Here is a 19869-nt window from a genome sequence, read left to right on the forward strand (position 1 = left end):
TCCAACATGAAAAAATTAATATTGACCATTCTGGTTATGAGTACTTTGACGATGTGTAAAAAATCAGATATACAGGAAGCTAATAACACGATTGCCAATGCAGATTCATTGGTTCAAAATACGGCAGAAAGTGTTGAGAAATTTGATGCGGCTGCCAATACGATTGTAGATTCTGTCAATCTAAAAGCGAAAGATCTCATCAAAAATAAAGAAGAAATCGAGAAAGCATTTGAAAATAGCAAAAACAAGATCGATTCTATATCTGAGAATGTTGAAAAATTCAAGAAAGATATTGAAGAAAAAAAGCTGAGTTCCAATATAGATTCCATCAAGAATTCGATTAAAAAAGAAATTCCGAAACCTGTTACCAAAACGGTTAATAAAATCGTCTACAGGGACAAACCAAAACAGGATTCAACACCTAAACCCGCTTCGATGATGAAGAAAGGTTACATCGAAATCAATGTGGATGACATCGCCACAGGAAAAGCGCTGGTGCAAGATCAGATCAGAAAATACGATGGAATCATCAAAACTGAAAATTTAATTAGCAATGATGAATTTCAAACTTACTATATCACAGCAAAAGTTCCGCTTCAAAAATTTGATTATCTGGTAGAAGAATTATCAGATCTTGGAAGTGTGAAAAATAAGAATGTAGAAATTGTTGGAAATGATTACAACCAAAACAAAATGTGTGACATAGAGATCACAATGTACGGCAACAAACTCTATCCAACGGAAGCTGAAAAAGATCAGAGTTTCGGTTCGAAATCCCTAGATGCAGTTTCATCTGGCTGGGACGTCATCGGAAGTATTTTACTTTTCCTCCTACCCTTTTGGCCGGTCTTCCTGATTGCTGGAATTGCCTATTATTTCTACAAAAAGAAAAATAATAAAAATCAAGATCCGCCTGAAAATAAAGATTCCAACGAGAATTCTTAAACCAAAAAAGACGCTTAAATTAAGCGTCTTTTCTGTAATTAAATAGTGTGTTGATTAGTTCATCAAGCTTTTGCTCAAGTTGAGCGCATCTTGGTTTGAACCGTCATATTGCAAAGATTTTGCGATATATTGTTTTGCTTTTTCTTTATCGGTATCCTTGTCCTGGAATGCGATGAAGAAATATGCGTAAGCTAAATTTTGTTTGGAAGCATCTACTTCAGCCGGTTTTACTTTAGCGATATACTGTTCGTAAGCGGCTTTTGCACCTTCATTGTTTTTTGCTGACTGATTGGCGTATCCGATGCTGTAATAAGCTGGCGCCCAGTCTGGAATAATCGTTGTTATCTTGTTCCAAGTTGCAATGGCCGAGTTCCAATCTCCTACGTCCTGATAAGCTGTTGCTAATGTAACTAACGTCTGTGTATCATCCGGTTTTGCGGCGACTTGTTTCACCAATGCATCAATTGTCGGATTGGTTACGGCTGCAGTTTGTGTTGTTTCTGCAGATGCAGTAGTGGTAGTTTGTGCGCTGATAAAACCTGTCGTCATTAATGTTAATCCAAAAAACAAGCTTTTAATTTTCATTTCCGTTTTCATAATTTTTTGTTTTAATGTTGTTACGATAATCACAACAACGATTCCATAAAGCTCTAAAATTTTCAAACTTTAATATTTTTAAGAGTTCATTAACATAACTGGAATGATAATTAAGAAATTTTAAAACAATTGTTTAAAATGCTCCAATTTTAGTTTATAAATGTACTAATGTTATAATAATTAGTATATTTACAAACTAATAAAATAACGCACAATGAGCCTTGGACTGATAAAAGACGTGATACAATTGGTAGAAGAATTTGTATCACAAAACAATAAACAGCAATATTCTTCTGATATAGAAGGGTTTAAGAATTGGATATGCGATGGCAGAATCAATAATGCGAATAATGTTATTAACGAACCCATCTGGGAAGGGAAAGAAAATGGACGATCGCCGGAAAGTGTCATTAGTACATTGATTGTCCATCTTAATAGATATGCGAAGACCTACTCCAAATCGGCCATTGCAGATTCGGATTTCAATACGCAGGAAGAATTTATCTATTTGATCAATTTGAAAGCATTTGGAACGATGACCAAGACGGAACTTATCAAAAAGAATCTTCAGGATAAATCTACAGGGATATTGATCATCAAGCGATTGATAAAGCAAGGATGGATAGAACAGACCAATTCTGAAACAGATAAAAGGTCAAAAGTTTTAATGATTACAGACGAAGGAAAATTGGCCCTTGAAAACCAAATGGAAAAAATCCGAAACGCTACCAATATCGTAACTGGAGATCTAAACCATTCTGAGAAGATGGAACTCATCAGGATCCTTGATAAACTGGACAAATTCCATCGGCCGATCTTCTCCAAAAATATTGAAGGTTCAAAATTATTAGAAACTGTTTATCAGGAATATGCTTTCGGGAAAAATTAAAATATGAAAAAGAAAATTGCCATCATCGGTTCCGGATTTTCAGGTCTTTCTGCGGCAGCTTACGCTTCAAAGCTTGGTCATGATGTACAAGTTTTTGAGAAGAACAGCAGTATTGGCGGCCGTGCAAGAAGTTTTAAAACTGAGAATGGTTACACTTTTGATATGGGGCCAAGTTGGTATTGGATGCCAGATATCATCGAGAATTTCTTTAATGATTTCAATAGAAAAGCTGCCGATTTTTATCAGTTGGTTCCACTCGACCCGCAATTTGAAATGGTCTTTTCTGATGGCTTGATGGGAATTCCACAAGATTACCAGGCGATGAAAATGTTGTTCGAGGAAACTGAAAAAGGCGCAGGACAAAGATTGGACGATTTTATGAAAGATGCGCAGTTCAAATATGAAGTTGGGATGAAGGATTTTGTGAACAAACCTTGTAATTCCTGGCTCGAATTTGTTTCGCTGAAGATTTTGAAAAGTGCCTTCAGTCTTGACCTTTTGACGGACTTCAGTAAGTTTGTAAGAAAATATTTTTCGAATCCGAAGCTGATCACATTAATGGAATTTCCAGTGATCTTCCTCGGTGCAGCACCAAAAGATATTCCTGCGTTGTATAGTTTGATGAATTATGGCGGTTATAAATTAGGAACTTGGTATCCTATTGGTGGTTTTATAAAAGTGATCGAGGCGATGCAACAAATTGGAATTGACCAAGGTGTAAAATTTCATTTGAATTCAAGTGTCGAGCAGATCATTATTAATGATAAAAATGCAAGCGCTTTAGTAACAAATGGTGAAACGATAGAATTTGATTCTATCATTGCGTCATCAGATTATGAACATACGGAAAGTCAGCTGTTGCCAGAAGAATATCGAAATTATGATAAGGATTATTGGGAAAAGAAAACTTTTGCACCTTCCTGTCTGATATTTTACCTCGGGATCAAAGAAAAAATACCGAATCTGAAGCATCACACGTTGTTCTTTGAAAATGATCTGGATCTGCACACGACTGAGATCTATGAAGACAAAAAATGGCCATCAAAACCGTTGTTTTACGTTTGTTGTCCATCAAAAACAGATCAGAATGTAGCACCAGACAATTGTGAGAACGTATTTTTATTAATGCCAATAGCTACTGGAATTGTAGATTCTGAATTAGAAAGAGAGAAATATTTTAAAGAAATGATCAGCCGACTGGAGAAACATACGAGCTCCAAAGATCTCATTTCGAAGATCGAATACAAAAGAAGTTTTTGCATAGATGATTTTAAGCAAGATTACAACGCTTACGCTGGAAATGCTTACGGATTGGCAAATACGCTGTCTCAAACTGCAGTTCTGAAGCCATCATTGAGAAACAAGAAAGTGAAAAACCTTTTTTATACAGGACAATTGACCGTTCCCGGGCCAGGCGTTCCTCCAAGTATTATTTCCGGGAAAATAGCCGCATCACAAGCCAATAAATAAGTACATAAGCTATGAAACAATTATTTGACGACCTTTCTTTCAAGATCAGCAAAGAGACCACCAAACAATACAGCACGAGTTTTTCGATGGGCATTCTGGCTTTGTCCTCCAAGATAAGAAATCCAATTTACGCCATTTACGGCTATGTACGGTTGGCGGATGAGATCGTGGACAGTTTTCACGGTTTCGACAAAAAGAAACTGCTGTCTCGCTTTCGAGATGAAACATTTTTGGCTTTGGAAGAAAAGATCTCTTTGAATCCAATTCTGCAGTCATTCCAGGAAACGGTCAGTAAATATAAGATCGACCATGAGCTCATCAAACAATTTTTGAAAAGTATGGAAATGGATCTTCACAAGATCGATTACAACTCAGAACTTTACAAGGAATACATTCTTGGATCGGCAGAAGTGGTTGGGCTGATGTGTCTTCATATTTTTGTAAACGGAGACAAAGAAGAGTTCGAAAGATTAAAACCTTCTGCGATGATCCTAGGTTCAGCTTTTCAAAAAGTGAATTTCCTGCGGGATATGAAAGATGATTATGAAGTTTTGGGCCGAACTTATTTTCCAAATGTCGATATTGCCGCATTTGATAACAATGTAAAAGCTGAGATCGAAGAAGAGATCGCTTTTGAATTCCATGAGGCTTTGGAAGGGATCAAAAAACTACCGGCGTCCTCAAGATTTGGTGTTTATCTGGCTTATCGGTATTATCTTTCGTTATTCAAAAAGATCAAAAAAACTTCAGCTAATCAGATGATCAACCAGAGGATCAGAATTTCGAACAGTAAAAAAATATCTCTGATGATGGGTTGCTACGTAGAATACAAGATGTTATCCATTTAAAATATTTTTAATGATAATGAACTACTAATGAAAAAGATTGAAAATGAAACACAGACTTTATAAGGAACAACAGCTGAACTGCGATATAGAAACAGCATGGAACTTCTTCTCAGCCGCGAATAATCTATCGGTGATCACGCCTCCAGATATGAAATTCACGGTTCTCACAAAACTTAAAAATGATGAGATCTTCGAAGGCATGATCATAGATTACACGGTTTCACCACTTCTTAATATTCCATTGGGTTGGCAAACGGAAATCACACAGGTTGATTTTCAGACGAGTTTTACAGATTTCCAACAAAAAGGGCCTTACAAATTATGGAATCACTTCCACGAGTTTATACAAAATGAAGACGGTGTTTTGATAAAAGATACGGTAGATTACGAATTGCCTTTAGGTTTTTTAGGTGAGATCGCTCACAAACTTTTTGTGAAAAAGAAACTGGAGAATATCTTTGATTTCCGTCATGAGGTTTTGGAGGTCATGTTCAACAACAAGAAAAAAGCATCATGAATTTTCTAATTGTCTTTATTACTTTTTTTCTGATGGAAGGCTTTACATGGACTGTTCACAAGTATGTGATGCACGGTTTTCTGTGGTCGCTTCATCGAGATCATCACGACCACAGCAGCGATCCGCCATTAGAAAAAAATGATTACTTCTTTGTTATTTTTGCGATTCCAGCAATTGCCCTCATGTACTTTGGAACCATCAATGATTTTAATATTCTCTTTTATATTGGAATAGGGATCACGCTGTATGGAATGTCGTATTTTTTTGTCCACGACATCTTCATCCATCAGAGAGTGAAGTTTTTAAAGGACACAAAAAATCCTTATCTATTGGCGATAAGACGAGCTCATAAACAACATCACAAACACATCAACAAAGAAGATGGCGAATGTTTCGGATTCTTGTGGGTGCCTATCAAATACTTCAAAATGTACTTTAACAAAGACAAAGCCTGATGTTACCCTACACTTATTTGCTGATCAATTTTTTCACCGTTATTATCTGTTTTATTTTTTCTTTTCATCCAAAAATCAAATTCAACAGGCATTTTGGCGCTTTTATCAAGGCTTCTGTCTTGGTAGGTCTTGTTTTTATTCTTTGGGATATTTGGTTTACGAAAAATGGCGTTTGGTGGTTCAATTATCGATATTTGACAGGATTTAAGATTTCAGAATTACCATTTGAAGAAGTATTATTTTTTATTTGTATTCCGTTCTCATGTGTCTTTACTTATTTCTGTTTGGACAAGTTTTTCAAACTCGATTGGAAGCCTAATTCTGAAAAGATTTTTGTTACCCTCACATCGATTATATTTTTGGGTGTCGCGCTTTATTATCAAGATAAGATTTACACATTTGTTACTTTTCTTTCGGCGTCAATCAGTTTGCTAATACTCTTTTTTCTATTAAAGGTCAGTTGGATCGGGAAAGCCTCTGTAATCTATTTGATTTTGACGCCGGGATTTCTTTTGGTCAACGGTATTCTGACAGGAACCGGACTGGACTATCCTATTGTGAACTATAATCCACAGAATTTCATTGGTTTTAGAATTCTTACCATTCCGATTGAGGATTTCTTTTATGGCTACGAGATGATCCTCTGGAATCTGTTTTTCTTTTATAAATTCAAAAAAAATCATGATCAAGCTGATCTGACCGTTTAAAATATTCAAGACACATTATATATTCTGAATTCTCAGATTTATATTAAATTCGAATTCCAATCTTAAAATAACTTCATTGAAAGTTATTTTTTTTGTTATAAATCTTTCCTTTTTTCATTTAAATGATATTAAGAAAAACAGCTAATTCATATTAGTTTAAAATATTCTCATAATCAGTCAGTTAAAATCTGGCGTGCTAAACCAACATATTGTAAAAAATTAGCACATTTTTTATCTTGTGATGTAATTTATAGTGATTCTAAATAATTATAAAGAATACTTTAAACAGGACGCTTTTTCATTTATTTTTATGATATTATTATCAATAGTTAATTATAAATGAATTATCAAAAGAAATAATATTAATTGTTTGTTAATATTTGGTATCGGTATTGTTTGTTATTAAGTAACACTAATACAAACATTATGAAAAAGATTTTTACCTTAGCGGGACTAGTTTCCACGTTCGCATTTTCTAATGCACAGATTGTTATCAATGAAATTTATACAGGCGGTGGACTCGTCGGAGCGGTAATTGCCAGTGATTTCATCGAATTGAAAAATGTAGGATCTTCTACAGCTACCCTTACCGGAGCAACACTTCAGTATGGCCCTTCATCTGGCCAATTTACCCAATATCACACTTTACCAAGCATTAGTCTTGGTCCAGGACAGACGTATTTGATCCAGCAAGCATCTGAGGGTCAAAATGGAATCAATCTATTAAATCCAAATCTCGTTGTGGATCTTGTACTCAATCTAGATGGCTCTGGTCCAGTGGCAACTCTTGGTGTGCAAATCGGATTGACCTCTGGCAAAATTGCCTTAGCGACCAATAATACCCGAGTAACCGGACCAACAGCTTCCAACGTGATAGACTTTGTAGGTTATGGTATTGTAGATCAACATGAGGGAGCAGCTGCGGCACCTTCTCCAACTGTTCTCAATTCCATTACGAGACTGAACAATGCTGCAGATACCAATAACAACAATGTGGATTTTGTGATCCCATTGTTTCCAACACCGCAATCCACGGGTAGTACACTCGCAGTTGGCGATGTCAATGGTTCCAGATCTGTTTTTATCAAAAATACATTGGTAAAAAACAATGAGATCATCTTTGGTTCGGATGTGCAAGATGTAAAGATCTACACCATGACAGGGCAACTCCTAAAAAACACGACTGTGAAAGCAAACGCAGCCTTGAACATTGCCGATCTGCCTGCAGGGAATTACATTGTCACAGGAACTGTGAATAATAAAAAAGTAAGTGAGAGAATCCTTAAAAATTAAGTTTAAATCATAAGAAAAAAAGAGAGTTATCAATGATAGCTCTCTTTTTTTGTTTTATCAAATGAATTACATCAGCAATACTTTCATTATGGGAAATTCAAGTTATGATTTGATTGTGATCGATGATAAAAAAGAGAGCAATTAAAACTCTCTATTGTACAATATTTTAATAATTTTATTTCGCTTTAGAATTAAGATTCGTGTCAGCAAGCTGTGTCAAAAGTTGATCACAATTCTTCTCTTCTTCCAAAGTTTCAAGAAGATTGGACAAAGCTTCCTTCTCGCCTAGGACTTTTGCAAATGCGGCTAAAGTACCATAAGTTGCGATCTCGTAATGTTCCACTTTTTGCGAAGCTGCAATGATCCCTGCATCACGCACTGTTCCTGGTTCCGTCTCCTCGATGATACTGTCCGCTTCGTCCAACAGACCTTGCATCGCATCGCATTTTTTCGCCTGTGCTTTCACGCCAATAGATTCGAAGGTCTCTTCCAGGCGACTTACCTGAACTTTTGTTTCCTCGAGATGCTGCCCTATGGCTTGCTTCAAAGTCTCATCGGTTGCGTTTTTCTGCATTTTGGGAAGTGCCTTTACCAGAGCTTTTTCTGCCCAATAGATATCTTTCAGACTATCTTCGAAGAGGTCTTTCAGTTCTTTGGCCGCATCACTTTTTGCAGGTGTTTTTTTCTCTGCACTAGTTGCAGCAGAAGTTGTTGTTTTAGGTTTTGAATTTGTTGCCATAATAATATTTTTGGTTAGTTGATGATCTGGTTTAAAGTTTAAATTTAGGAAGATGCAAGTCCGTAAATTATGACTCGTATCATGATCATCTAAATATTATCAGTAAAGGATTTTTCGATTTCTGATTCTCAAAATATTATTTCTTTCCATTCCTTTTATGGTTCTGATGGTTGTTTCCACGCACAATCCTGTAAGATTGGCAAGTTCCTGACGTGTGTAAGGCACTTGGAAGGCAAATGGTTCCTTTTCCTGTTGGCTGCTTTTCAGATAATCCAATAGAGAACGTATTTTGAAAGTCGGGCTGTTGGTACAAAGGATCGGTCCCATTTTTTGTTTGAAATAAAGGATCTGGGAAAGATGCCTGTTCATCATCAAACTGATCTCTGGATTTCGGTCCAGCATCGTCAAGAAAGCAGATTTTCTTAGCTTGAAGATCTTGCAGACCGTGATGGCGACTGCATTCACAGGATACGTCACATCATCTACAAAAAGCAGAGATTCGCCGATGCTTTGGCCAGTTTCCAAAATAGTTTGGAGTACTTCTCTGCCTTCATGGTTGTAATTGTTGAGTTTTACTTTACCGCTAATGATCTGGTAATAGTATTTGGGAACCTCATCTTCGGCAAAGATAGATTCACCCGCATGGTATTGCTCGGTGGTTGCGCCCAGCGATTCCAAAATGAGTTCATTGATGATCATCATAATTTAATAATTGTAGATTTCTAATGATCAGATTTCGTAAATAAAAAACCAGAAGAAAGTAAGGTTATTTTTTGAATTTTCTTAATAATCAATTTTAAACCTACTATAGTTACAAAATTCATTATTTCAGCATCTATTTTTAGCTTGATATGCTTCAATGCCTACCTTTCAAATATTATGCCCAATATTTATCAATTTGATATTGATAAAATTATAAACATAAATTATTCTAACAAATAATTGCTAAAATTGATATATCCTTAATAAAACAAAAAAAAAGCTTCCTCCTGAATATATGATCACAAATAGAGTTGACAGAATGATATTTGTTTGAGAAAATCATCATCTAATCCCTAACGTGACCAATATTAGTTCAGAACGAAAGCTAATAATCTAAAAGACAAAAGTTTACCTTGCAGAATCCTTCTTAGTGCTAGGCGAAGTTGCTGTACTGTCTGCAGTAGCATTAGAACCTGACATTGATCCTGTTGCGCTGTCGGTTTGTGGTGCAGGATTTGGAATGGCAGCCGCACTATCGGAAGCCAAAGAATCGCTGGTCATAGAACTGTTTTGCGCTGTGTCTTTTTTTGAACAACTGATAATGAATAACACAGTCGCCGCTAATAATACTTTTTTCATAATGATTTTGTTTGATATCTATCAAAGCTATAACACTTCTAGAGCAACGCTTTATGACTTGAATCATATCAAAAAAATAGTTTGTTGGTTAAATTCGCACATATAATATTTTAATTGATGAAAAATGGCATACATTTGAGTATAATCAATTAGTTACTAAATACTTATTACGTAACCAATCATTCAATAAATTAACCTTCATATATCTTAAAAATCAAAATGATCGCTGAAGAAATACTACTATCTTACGGTGCAGAATACGAAAAATTCAAACGTGGCGACACTATTTTCAGTGAAGGCGACATTCCAAAGTGCTATTATCAAATTGTAAAGGGAAGAATCAAACTCAATCATTACAACGAGGCTGGTAAAGAATTGATATTGGCTATTCTGCAACCAGGATTGAGTGTTTGTGAACTGCTGCTTTTCATCGATAAAAAATATCCTGTGAACGCAGTCGTCTTTGAGGAAAGCGTTGTGCTGAAATTATCAAAGGCCAAATTCATACAGATGCTGGATGACAATCCGAAATTATCTAGAGATGTCAACAAATTTCTGTCGGAGCGTTTGTACTACAAATTTGTAATGTTGGAAAACAATTCGTCTTTACAGGCAGATGTTCGGATCAAAGGTGTTTTGGATTATCATAAAAGTTTCAGTCCGGACCAAAGCGACTATTCCTACGAAGTTCCGCTGACAAGACAACAATTGGCTTCCATCACGGGATTGCGCGTTGAAACTGTCATTAGAACCATCAAAAATCTTGAAAAACAAGAGGTTCTGAAGATTATCAATCGAAACATTCATTATTGATGATCCGTACTTAAAAATAAAAACCCACTAATGATAGTGGGTTTCTTTTTTTGCAACTTCAAAACTTAAAAATTTGAGTAAGCTGTTTTGAAGTTACATGCAATTTCAATTAATTAATCAAGCGGTCTTCTGCCCGAAATAATGTTGTAAAGAACAACAATAACGGCAATGACCAATAGGACATGAACAAGATATCCGGTGCTGAGACCTTCTATCACGCCCAGCATGCCCAAGAGCCAGACGAAGATGCAAATAGCTGCTACGAGCCACAATAGGTTTTTCATAATATTTTAATTTTAGTGTTTATACTTTTTATATCCACGGATCCAAAACGACTTTTACACAGCCGTCTTCCTTTTTATGGAAGATCTCGTAACCTTTAGCGACATCATTTAGGCTAAGTTTATGCGTGATGATATCATCCAGTTTTACCTGACCAGTTTCTACGTAATTCAGTAGTTTATCAATGATCGTATGGACTGGACATTGTCCGCCTTTGATAGTGATGCCTTTATCGAATAATTGCCCAACTCGGAAGTTGTCATAATTTACAGGATAAACGCCCAAGACAGAGACAATTCCACCTCTTTTCACGCCACTCATGCAAGCTTCCAAAACCTTGATCGAACCTTTTTCGAAATTCAGAACGGCTTTGGCCTTATCCAAGAAATCTCTTTCTGGCTCGAATCCAACCGCGTCGATACAAAGGTCCGCGCCACGACCATCTGTCATATTCCTGATCTCTTCCACAGTCTGTTCTGCACTTTCCCAAAGGATGGTTTCGCAACCGGTCAGTTTTTTGATCTGGTCCAATCTGTATTGCAAAGTATCAATCACGATCACTTTTTTGGCATTGTGTAGAATGGCACTTTTCGCAGACATCGAACCAACCGGCCCAGCTCCGAAGATCGCCACTGTTTCGCCACCTTTCAAATCGCCCCACATCACGCCAACATAACCAGTCGGGAAAATATCTGTAAGGAAAAGGACTTGTTCATCTGTCAGATTTTCCGACACTTTTCTGGGACCGAAGTTAGCGTATGGAACCCGCACGTATTGCGCTTGTCCACCGCTGTAACCACCGTACAGATCTGTGTAGCCAAACATTCCGGCACCTTTCTCTGTCAAGATTCCACCTTCTGGACCATAGTGATCCGGATTGCTGTTTTCGCAGGCTGTCGGAAGACCGTGTTCGCAAAAGTAACAGCCGCCACAAGCAATTGGAAAAGGTACAACTACTCTGTCTCCAACTTTGAGATGCGTGATGCCCTTTCCAACCTCTTCTATGATTCCCATGAACTCGTGGCCCATGACCATTGGTCTTGCCTGAGGCATTCCGCCGCTGTACATGTGAAGGTCACTGCCGCAAATGGCTGTTGAAGTTACTTTCAGGATGATATCATTTTGATTCTCAATGATCGGATCTTCTACCGTGTCGCAAGTAATTTTACCTGGTGCGTGAAAAACTGCTGCTTTCATATTTTAATATTTTGTGGTGATTTGATGTTACTAAGCTGGATTGTTCCTTTCCGTTTCCAATTCCCAAACGCGGTGGTTGGCAATCGCTTTGATAAAAGATCCGTTCGCGTTTTGACTTTCTGCAGTGACGATTGCAGAATCCTTATGTTTCTTGCTTGCCACCTGACTCGCTTTGAAGATCTCATCTGTGTCTGTTCCGAAATAGATCGCTTTGCAATGTTTGTAAGCTTCATTCACAAAATGAATAGTTCCCGGTTTGTTATCCTCATTCAAAAGATTGTCTGAAGATGTTTTTCCGCTACAGATATATAAAGCATCAAAACAAACGCTGGCTGTACTTGTCAAAGAATGTTTTGGGGTGAAACTGCTTCCATCATCTGCTTTCACTGGTGAAAGACTTCCGGCGATGATTTGAACTTCTGCACCTTCTTCTTCAAGTTTTGATTTTAAAGAATTGACATCGGAAGCATTTACGCCATCTTCCATAATGAAACCGATCACTCGACTTTCTATGGAATCCTTCGCTGTATTTTTCATACTAAGCGCGTCTGAACTTTTAGTTGCTGGTTCTCTTTCCTCGCTTTGAAGTGTTTTCGGATCGGCATCTGCAGGAATACTTTGGTTGGGTTGCTCAAGTTTCGTCACATCAACGCCAACTTTCTTCGCTACATTTTTTGCTAGATCTTGATTAATGAAATTAAGTTGACCGACCATTCTTTCACGGATTGCCGGGATTTTCACTTTCGAAAGTTCAAAGATCAAGGCATCCTGAAGGTGTTTCTTTTCTGGCGCACTTTGGCTGTTGACAAACAATTTGGCCTGAGAATAATGATCCACGAAACTCTGGCTTCTGGCTCTCACTTTATGACCATCTACCCTTTCACCGTGGGATACAAATCCGCCATCTTTCATCATCGATTGGAATGGACATCCACCACCCATGGAATTTGGCTCGTAACTCACTTTTCCTTTCGAGATCTGTTGACGCATATGGCCGTCGCGATTGTTGTTATGAACGGTATTTAGTGAACGATTGATCGGGATCTCGTGGAAGTTTGGAGAACCTAATCTTGATAATTGTGTGTCGGTGTAAGAAAACAATCTGCCTTGCAACAATGGATCATTACTGAAATCAATTCCTGGAACCAAATGTCCCGGATGGAAAGCGATTTGCTCCGTTTCTGCAAAGAAATTGTCTGGATTTCTGTTCAATGTCAAAGTTCCGAAGATCTGAACCGGAACTTCTTCTTCTGGAACTAATTTGGTGGGATCCAAAAGATCAAAATCAAATTTATGTTCATCTGCTTCCGGAATCAGTTGTACGCCAAAATCCCATTCTGGAAATGCACCGCTATCAATCGCTTCCCAAAGGTCTCGTCTGTGAAAATCCGGGTCTTTTCCTGAAATTTTCGTTGCTTCATCCCAAGCTACGGAATGGACACCCAATTTCGGTTTGAAATGGAATTTAACAAAATGAACATCGCCGGCATCATTGATGAATTTAAATGAATGAACGCCGAAACCTTCCATCATTCGGTAACTTCTTGGAATTGCGCGATCGCTCATCAACCACATGATCATGTGCATACTTTCCGGCATCAATGAAATAAAATCCCAAAATGTATCGTGCGCGGAAGAAGCTTGCGGAATTTCGTTATCCGGCTCAGGTTTTACAGCGTGAACAAGGTCTGGAAACTTCATCGCATCCTGAATGAAAAAGACAGGCATATTGTTCGCCACGAGATCATAATTACCTTCTTCCGTGTAGAATTTCACTGAAAAGCCTCTCACGTCTCTCGCTAGATCTGTACTGCCGCGACTTCCGCCAACGGTAGAAAATCTGGTGAAGACTGGGACTTCTGTTCCAACTTCTGTGAGGAATTTTGCTTTGGTGAATTCCTTCAAACTCTTCGTCAGTTTGAAAACGCCGTGAGCTCCGGAACCTCTTGCGTGTACGATCCTTTCCGGAATTCTCTCGTGGTCAAAATGCGTGATCTTTTCTCTTAGGATAAAATCTTCCAAAAGACTTGGTCCTCTTTCGCCAGATTTCAAAGAATCTTGGTTGTTGTTTATCTTTAGACCTTGGTTGGTTGTCAACGCTTCGCCCGAGTTGTCGGTGGTGTGATCCTGAAGCTGATCTACTTTTTCATTTTTACTGTTGTCATTTTCCATAAAAGTTTACTTTGATTTTGTTCTTTATTAATTACAATAAATTTTTTTATTTGGTAATACGTAAAGATAGATGGGAAGCCAAGCGGGAGTTTATGATTTGAGTCACATCAGCAATCTAAATCCAAATAAAAACAAGTAAAATATCTTGCGGCAAATTCCAGTACACTATAAAATGCACTTTATAATTTATTTCCATTATGATTAGAGTCATATATTAAAAATTATTTAAGATATAGATTTACAACTCGCAATTGCTCTTCAATGTCGATTAATCTTATTCTATTCTGATGTAGGGCGCTGGAAATACTTTCCATTTCAATATTGTGATAATACATTTTTATCTATGCAAAATATTTTATGCTTCAGCCATCTACATTGGGATTTCGTTTATCAGCGACCACAGCACCTGCTGACCCGATTTGCCCAATTGAACAATGTCTATTATTTCGAAGAACCACGAGGCGCCGTTTCTGATTTCTATGAGATCGACTTGCAGAATGGCGTTTCCATTATTAAAATTTTCATTTATGATGACCAAGACAACCGAAATCAAAGGTTGGAAAAGCTCATCAACAAAATTCTGGAAGATCAAAATATAAAAACCTATTCCTGTTGGTACTACACGCCAATGGCTTTGGAGTACACATCGCATCTGAAACCAGAAGTCACGATCTATGACTCTATGGACGAGCTGTCAGCATTCCGTTTTGCACCGCCACAATTGTTGGAATTGGAGAATGAATTGTTCAAAAAAGCCGATGTGGTCTTCACAGGCGGACATACACTTTACCAGGCAAAGAAAAATAGACATCACAACATCCATCCGTTCCCGAGCAGCATAGACAAATACCATTTCAAAGCTGCGCGCTACAACACTTCGGACGCAGAAGATCAAAAACACATTCCCAATCCTAGGTTTGGATTTTACGGCGTCATTGATGAGCGATTCGATATTGAATTGTTGAGAGAAGTCTCTGCAAAACGGCCAGATTGGCATTTTGTCATCATCGGTCCGGTTGTGAAGATCGATGTCAATGAACTTCCGAGAGCTGAAAACATTCATTATCTCGGCTCGAAAAAATATGCAGAACTTCCAAATTATATCAGTCATTGGGACATTGCAATGGTAATGTTTGCCATCAATGAATCGACAGAATTCATCAGCCCGACCAAAACGCCAGAATATCTTGCCGCTGGGCTTCCTGTGATCTCCACGCCGATCAAAGACGTTGTGAAGCCATATGGAGAAGCCAACTTGGTATATATCGCAGACAGTGCTGAAACTTTCATCGCTTATGCTGAGGAAGAATTTAATAAAGATTCCAAGAAAGAATGGCTGGCAAAAGTAGATGAATATCTAGCCGATGAATCTTGGGACAACACTTTTGAAAAAATGAATTTGCTAATCACTAATGCCAAAAAAACCAGTAAGATCCATGTATGATTTTTTAATTATCGGTTGCGGTTTTGCCGGATCGGTTTTGGCAGAGAGATTGGCCAAAGAAGGAAAAAAGATCTTGATCGTGGACAAGCGAAATCACATCGCTGGAAACGCCTATGATTTTTATAATAAGGAAGGTATATTGATCCACAAATACGGACCGCACATTTTCCATACAAACTCGGAAGATGTCTTCAAATATCTAAGCAAATTCACAGAATGGCGACCTTACGAACATCGCGTTTTGGGAAGTGTGGATGGACAATTGGTTCCTATTCCCATCAATCTGACAACCATCAACAAACTTTACGGAAAGAATTTGAATTCGGATGAAGTTGTAGGTTTTTTAGCTTCAAAAGCTGAACTTCGCAAACCTGTTTTGACGTCCGAAGATGTGGTGCTAAATGTTGTCGGCAAAGAGCTTTATGAAAAATTCTTTCGTGGCTACACCAGAAAACAATGGGACCTTGATCCGTCAGAATTGGACGCTTCGGTGACTGCAAGAGTTCCGACGAGAACCAATGCTGATGACCGATATTTCACAGATTCTCTGCAAGCAATGCCGAAAAATGGCTATACAGAAATGTTTCAAAAGATGCTTTCCCACGAGAATATCCACGTAATGTTGAACACGAACTACAAAGATATTGTCGATATCATTCCGCATAGACAATTGATCTACACAGGTCCAATCGACGGCTATTTTGATTATCAATTTGGGAAATTGCCTTACAGATCAATCGATTTCAAATTTGAAACTTTGGATCAGGAAAATTATCAGGAAACGGGAACTATCAATTATCCCACTTCAAATCTTTATACAAGGATCACGGAATTCAAACATCTAACGGGACAAAAGCATCACAAAACAACCATCGTTTACGAATATCCGACGGCTGAAGGTGATCCCTATTATCCAATTCCAAGAAAGGAAAATCAAGACGTTTACAATCAATACAAAAGATTGGCAGACGAAACACCAAATGTCTTTTTCACAGGGCGATTGGGAACTTATAAATATTACAATATGGATCAGGTGGTAGCGCAGTCTTTGGCGCTTTTCCGAAAGATCATCAAAGAAGAGAATGCAGTACAACAGTAATCCAAACAATTTCAAAAATCCTTTTCAATCCTTTCTGATGGCTGGTTTCGAATGTGCAGACCAGCAAAATGCCTTCGGGGAAAGAGTTGATCTCATCAAATTAACTGGACACGATCGTTTCATTAATGAAGATTATAAACGATTAACAGAAATTGGAATCACAACTATTCGCGAAGGCATCCGTTGGAGTTTTGTTGAGAAATCGCCTTTTGTTTACGACTGGTCGCAGGTCGAAGAGATCATTATCAATTCAAAAAACAACGGCATCCAGGTCATCTGGGACATTTGTCATTTTGGATTTCCTGATGATTTGACGCCTTTGCATCCTATGTTTGCGCGAAGATTTTCACATTTGTGCAGCGCTTTCGTTTCGAAATACAGAAGTTTGGTTCCAGATGGCGAATTGATTGTCACACCGATCAACGAGGTCAGTTTTCTGTCTTGGCTCGGCGGCGATGCTAAAGGCACGAGTCCATACTGCGTGAATCAAGGTTGGGAAGTGAAATATATGCTGATGAAAGCTTACATCGAAGGCATTGAAATGATGAAGGAAGTTGATTCATCAATCAAAATAATGACGACGGAACCTTTGGTCAATATCATTTCGTCCAATTCATCAGATTCGATCTCAATTCTAGAAGCCAACGAAAAACACCAGGAGCAGTTTCAGGTTTTGGAAATCCTGACAGGGAAATTATGTCCTGAACTCCGAGGCAAACCGGAATATCTGGATTTTATTGGAGTTAACTTTTACAATGATAATCAATGGACATTTCCGGAACATCAGTTCATTCCTTGGAATGAAACGCCACCAAGTCCACACTGGAGAAGTTTAAGTTCTCTGATAGAGGACGTTTTCACAAAGTATGGGCGTCCGATCGTACTTTCAGAAACCAGCATTCCCGAAGACGACAGAGTTGACTGGATCAAGATGATCACGAAGGAATGTCTTTCCATTCTTGATAGTGGTCTTCCGTTCTACGGCTGTTGCATCTATCCGATCATTGACCGGCCAGATTGGGATTTTCCAACTGTTTGGCACCACAGCGGGCTTTGGGATATTAATGATTCTCAAACCTTGGAGAGGGAAATTCATGGTGGAAGTCTCAACGAATTGCAGAAATTAATTGCTATTAAAATTTAAGCTAACTAATTTTTTTTGGAGCTTCAGCTACTTTTATGATTTGAAACATATGTTAATTTCTTTTTTGTGCGTATGAATATTCAAAAAAGGTATGTCATTTGAGTTGCACTTCTAAAGTTAAAGCAAAAAATGGAACATATCGATTATCAAACTGTAGCGCTCATTGGTGGTGGACCTGCCGCACTTCTTATTCTGAAAAATATGTGGGAGAGCAGATCTGAACCGCAGACAATTTTAATTTTCGAAAAGAATGAAAGGTTGGGCGTTGGAATGCCATATGGAAGTTTAGGTGCTTGCAAAGAGCACGTCGCGAATGTTTCAGCTAATGAATTGCCAAACTTCGAAGTCGGGTTTGAAGAATACCTGCGACAAAATCCTACCAAGGAATTCCCAGATTTTTCTGTGGATGGAAGTTGCAATGCGCTACAGGTCATTCCAAGGTTGCTTTTGGGTGATTATTTGGAATATCAATTCAAATGGTACATTAAGTCTTTAAAAACTAAAAACATCAAGGTCATTGCCAGAACCAAAAGTTTAGTTCGCGACATTACCAAAAAAGATGAAAGCGGTCACTTTAAAATCCTTGTCAATGAGGATCAAGAATTTATAGCCAGCAGGATCGTCCTTTGTACAGGACACTATTGGCCTAAAAAGAATGAAGAATCAGTGAAAGGTTGGTACGATTCGCCCTATCCGCCTTCCAAATTCACCTCAGCGTCCAATCATCCGGTAGCGATCCGAGGCACTTCTCTTACGGCTGTGGATGCTATCAAAACGCACTCCAGACTCAATGGCCAATATGAAACATTAGCCAATGGCCAATTAAAATATTCGTTGAACGAGGGCAGTGAAAATTTCCGAATCGATCTCTTTTCCACAGGTGGATTTTTGCCTGCTTTAAGATTCCATTCTGAAGATGATGCGTACTCAACAGACTGGACGATGTCTCTGCAGGAGATCTATGATTATAAGAAGGAACATAATGGTTTTGTAGATCTAGATCACGTTTTTGAAATTAATTTTAAAAGTCAACTTCAAAAGAAAGACCCAGATTTTTACAACAAAATCAAAGATCTAAAGATTGAGGATTTTGTTGAAGAAATGATGAGCATTAGAAAAGAACTGGATAGTTTTCAGCTTTTCAAGGCAGAATATACGGAAGCGGAAAAGTCTATCAGGCGGCATCAATCGATCAGTTGGAAAGAAGCCTTGACTGCTTTCAGTTTTGCGATGAATTATCCGGCCAAACATTTTTCTGCTGAGGATATGCTTCGTTTGAGAAAAACACTTCTACCACTTATTTCCATTATCATTGCAGCACTTCCGCAATCTTCTTACAAGGAAATCATAGCGTTGTATGATGCGGGGATTATCGATTTGATCCAAGTTGATAAGCAAAGTTTTGTAGAGCCGCATCCTGAAACAGGTGGAACCTACCATTATCAATCGGTAGAAAATGACAGGCAACAAAAGTATTATCAGCTTTATATTGACGCGGTCGGTCAACAGCCATTAGAAGTTGCTGATCTGCCTTTTGAGGGTTTGAGGTCAGACCAACTGATCAGTACAGCGTATCTTAACTTCAAAGATAAAGATCAGGCTATTGAATTGCTCCAAAATGATGACTCATCCATCGTGAAAGAGACTAATGGCAACTACTATCTGCAGGTTCATGGGTTGGAGATCAATGATCACTTTCAATCTCTGAATGTCTATGGGCAAACGGTTGACAATATTTTCGTAATGGCTGTTCCATTTATTGGTGGACTAAATCCCGATTATTCAGGTCTGGATTTTTGTGATACGGCAGCCAAGAGAATTGTGAGTGCTCTTATTTAAGATTTAATGGGATTTTGATTGATTAGAACTAATAAACAATTAAAACTTTTTCAAATAAAAAAATCCTGCTGTTTAACG

The 19869-nt window shown here is 38.0% G+C and carries 20 protein-coding genes; 13 read left to right on the top strand and 7 right to left on the bottom strand.

The annotated features are described in order from the left end of the window. Window positions 1-6: 6 nt before the first annotated feature. Entirely contained in the window at window positions 7-945 is a 939-nt protein-coding gene (locus BMW39_RS18675; protein ID WP_034979077.1) for a DUF4349 domain-containing protein, read from the top strand. Window positions 946-999: 54 nt separating this feature from the next. On the opposite strand, the gene BMW39_RS18680 is transcribed toward BMW39_RS18675, so the two are convergent. Further along, entirely contained in the window at window positions 1000-1542 is a 543-nt protein-coding gene (locus BMW39_RS18680; RefSeq protein ID WP_051880088.1) for a hypothetical protein, read from the bottom strand. 214 nt (window positions 1543-1756) lie between these two features. On the opposite strand from BMW39_RS18680, the gene BMW39_RS18685 reads away from it, so the two are divergent. The 7 genes from BMW39_RS18685 to BMW39_RS18715 all read left to right on the top strand — a co-directional run bounded on the left by BMW39_RS18685 (window position 1757) and on the right by BMW39_RS18715 (window position 7721). Beyond that, window positions 1757-2431, top strand: a complete 675-nt coding sequence (locus BMW39_RS18685) for a MarR family winged helix-turn-helix transcriptional regulator (RefSeq protein WP_034979075.1) — start codon at window positions 1757-1759, stop codon at window positions 2429-2431. Window positions 2432-2434: 3 nt separating this feature from the next. After that, entirely contained in the window at window positions 2435-3901 is a 1467-nt protein-coding gene (locus BMW39_RS18690; RefSeq protein ID WP_034979072.1) for a phytoene desaturase family protein, read from the top strand. Window positions 3902-3912: 11 nt separating this feature from the next. Then, window positions 3913-4749: a phytoene/squalene synthase family protein gene (locus BMW39_RS18695; RefSeq protein ID WP_034979070.1), complete on the top strand. Its 837-nt coding sequence runs from the start codon at window positions 3913-3915 to the stop codon at window positions 4747-4749. Between the two features lie 43 nt (window positions 4750-4792). Then, entirely contained in the window at window positions 4793-5266 is a 474-nt protein-coding gene (locus tag BMW39_RS18700) for an SRPBCC family protein (RefSeq protein ID WP_034979069.1), read from the top strand. Further along, window positions 5263-5721 carry a sterol desaturase family protein gene (locus BMW39_RS18705; RefSeq protein ID WP_034979068.1) on the top strand — a complete coding sequence of 153 codons (459 nt, stop codon included), beginning with the start codon at window positions 5263-5265 and terminating at the stop codon, window positions 5719-5721. Before BMW39_RS18700 ends, BMW39_RS18705 begins: the two co-directional genes overlap by 4 nt. After that, window positions 5721-6428, top strand: coding sequence for a lycopene cyclase domain-containing protein (locus tag BMW39_RS18710; protein WP_034979067.1), 708 nt, complete (start codon window positions 5721-5723; stop codon window positions 6426-6428). The genes BMW39_RS18705 and BMW39_RS18710 overlap by 1 nt, the downstream gene beginning before the upstream one ends. 426 nt (window positions 6429-6854) lie before the next feature. After that, window positions 6855-7721 carry a lamin tail domain-containing protein gene (locus BMW39_RS18715; protein WP_034979066.1) on the top strand — a complete coding sequence of 289 codons (867 nt, stop codon included), beginning with the start codon at window positions 6855-6857 and terminating at the stop codon, window positions 7719-7721. A 175-nt stretch (window positions 7722-7896) separates the two neighbouring features. Here the strand turns inward: BMW39_RS18715 and BMW39_RS18720 are convergent, their stop codons facing one another. The 3 genes from BMW39_RS18720 to BMW39_RS18730 form a co-directional block, all read right to left on the bottom strand. Continuing rightward, window positions 7897-8460 carry a YciE/YciF ferroxidase family protein gene (locus BMW39_RS18720; protein ID WP_034979065.1) on the bottom strand — a complete coding sequence of 188 codons (564 nt, stop codon included), beginning with the start codon at window positions 8458-8460 and terminating at the stop codon, window positions 7897-7899. 99 nt (window positions 8461-8559) lie between these two features. Beyond that, a complete protein-coding gene (locus BMW39_RS18725; protein ID WP_051880079.1) occupies window positions 8560-9162 on the bottom strand; it encodes a Crp/Fnr family transcriptional regulator in 603 nt (200 codons plus the stop codon). A 408-nt stretch (window positions 9163-9570) separates the two neighbouring features. Then, window positions 9571-9801, bottom strand: coding sequence for a hypothetical protein (locus tag BMW39_RS18730; RefSeq protein WP_034979063.1), 231 nt, complete (start codon window positions 9799-9801; stop codon window positions 9571-9573). Window positions 9802-10020: 219 nt separating this feature from the next. Here BMW39_RS18730 and BMW39_RS18735 point away from each other — a divergent pair, with 219 nt between their 5' ends. Then, the gene (locus BMW39_RS18735) at window positions 10021-10614 is read left to right on the top strand and encodes a Crp/Fnr family transcriptional regulator (protein WP_034979061.1); all 594 of its coding nucleotides are present in this window, start codon (window positions 10021-10023) and stop codon (window positions 10612-10614) included. A 113-nt stretch (window positions 10615-10727) separates the two neighbouring features. Here BMW39_RS18735 and BMW39_RS19240 read toward each other — a convergent pair whose 3' ends face one another. The 3 genes from BMW39_RS19240 to BMW39_RS18745 are packed head-to-tail and all read right to left on the bottom strand — an operon-like array spanning window position 10728 to window position 14265. Next, window positions 10728-10898 (bottom strand): lmo0937 family membrane protein, encoded by a 171-nt coding sequence (locus BMW39_RS19240; protein WP_034979060.1) that lies wholly within the window; start codon window positions 10896-10898, stop codon window positions 10728-10730. A 28-nt stretch (window positions 10899-10926) separates the two neighbouring features. After that, window positions 10927-12093, bottom strand: a complete 1167-nt coding sequence (locus BMW39_RS18740; RefSeq protein ID WP_034979058.1) for a zinc-dependent alcohol dehydrogenase — start codon at window positions 12091-12093, stop codon at window positions 10927-10929. Between the two features lie 30 nt (window positions 12094-12123). Further along, a complete protein-coding gene (locus tag BMW39_RS18745) occupies window positions 12124-14265 on the bottom strand; it encodes a catalase (RefSeq protein ID WP_034979056.1) in 2142 nt (713 codons plus the stop codon). A 343-nt stretch (window positions 14266-14608) separates the two neighbouring features. Here BMW39_RS18745 and BMW39_RS18750 point away from each other — a divergent pair, with 343 nt between their 5' ends. The 4 genes from BMW39_RS18750 (at window position 14609) to BMW39_RS18765 (ending at window position 19791) form a co-directional block, all read left to right on the top strand. Further along, window positions 14609-15709, top strand: coding sequence for a glycosyltransferase family 1 protein (locus BMW39_RS18750; RefSeq protein ID WP_034979053.1), 1101 nt, complete (start codon window positions 14609-14611; stop codon window positions 15707-15709). Next, the gene (gene glf, locus BMW39_RS18755; protein WP_034979400.1) at window positions 15702-16808 is read left to right on the top strand and encodes a UDP-galactopyranose mutase; all 1107 of its coding nucleotides are present in this window, start codon (window positions 15702-15704) and stop codon (window positions 16806-16808) included. The genes BMW39_RS18750 and glf overlap by 8 nt, the downstream gene beginning before the upstream one ends. Next, window positions 16792-17952 carry a hypothetical protein gene (locus tag BMW39_RS18760; RefSeq protein ID WP_034979051.1) on the top strand — a complete coding sequence of 387 codons (1161 nt, stop codon included), beginning with the start codon at window positions 16792-16794 and terminating at the stop codon, window positions 17950-17952. The genes glf and BMW39_RS18760 overlap by 17 nt, the downstream gene beginning before the upstream one ends. Window positions 17953-18081: 129 nt before the next feature. Beyond that, window positions 18082-19791: an FAD/NAD(P)-binding protein gene (locus BMW39_RS18765; RefSeq protein WP_051880078.1), complete on the top strand. Its 1710-nt coding sequence runs from the start codon at window positions 18082-18084 to the stop codon at window positions 19789-19791. Window positions 19792-19869: the final 78 nt, after the last annotated feature.

The organism is Epilithonimonas lactis, from assembly GCF_900110605.1.
GTDB classification, from domain to species: Bacteria; Bacteroidota; Bacteroidia; order Flavobacteriales; family Weeksellaceae; genus Epilithonimonas; species Epilithonimonas lactis.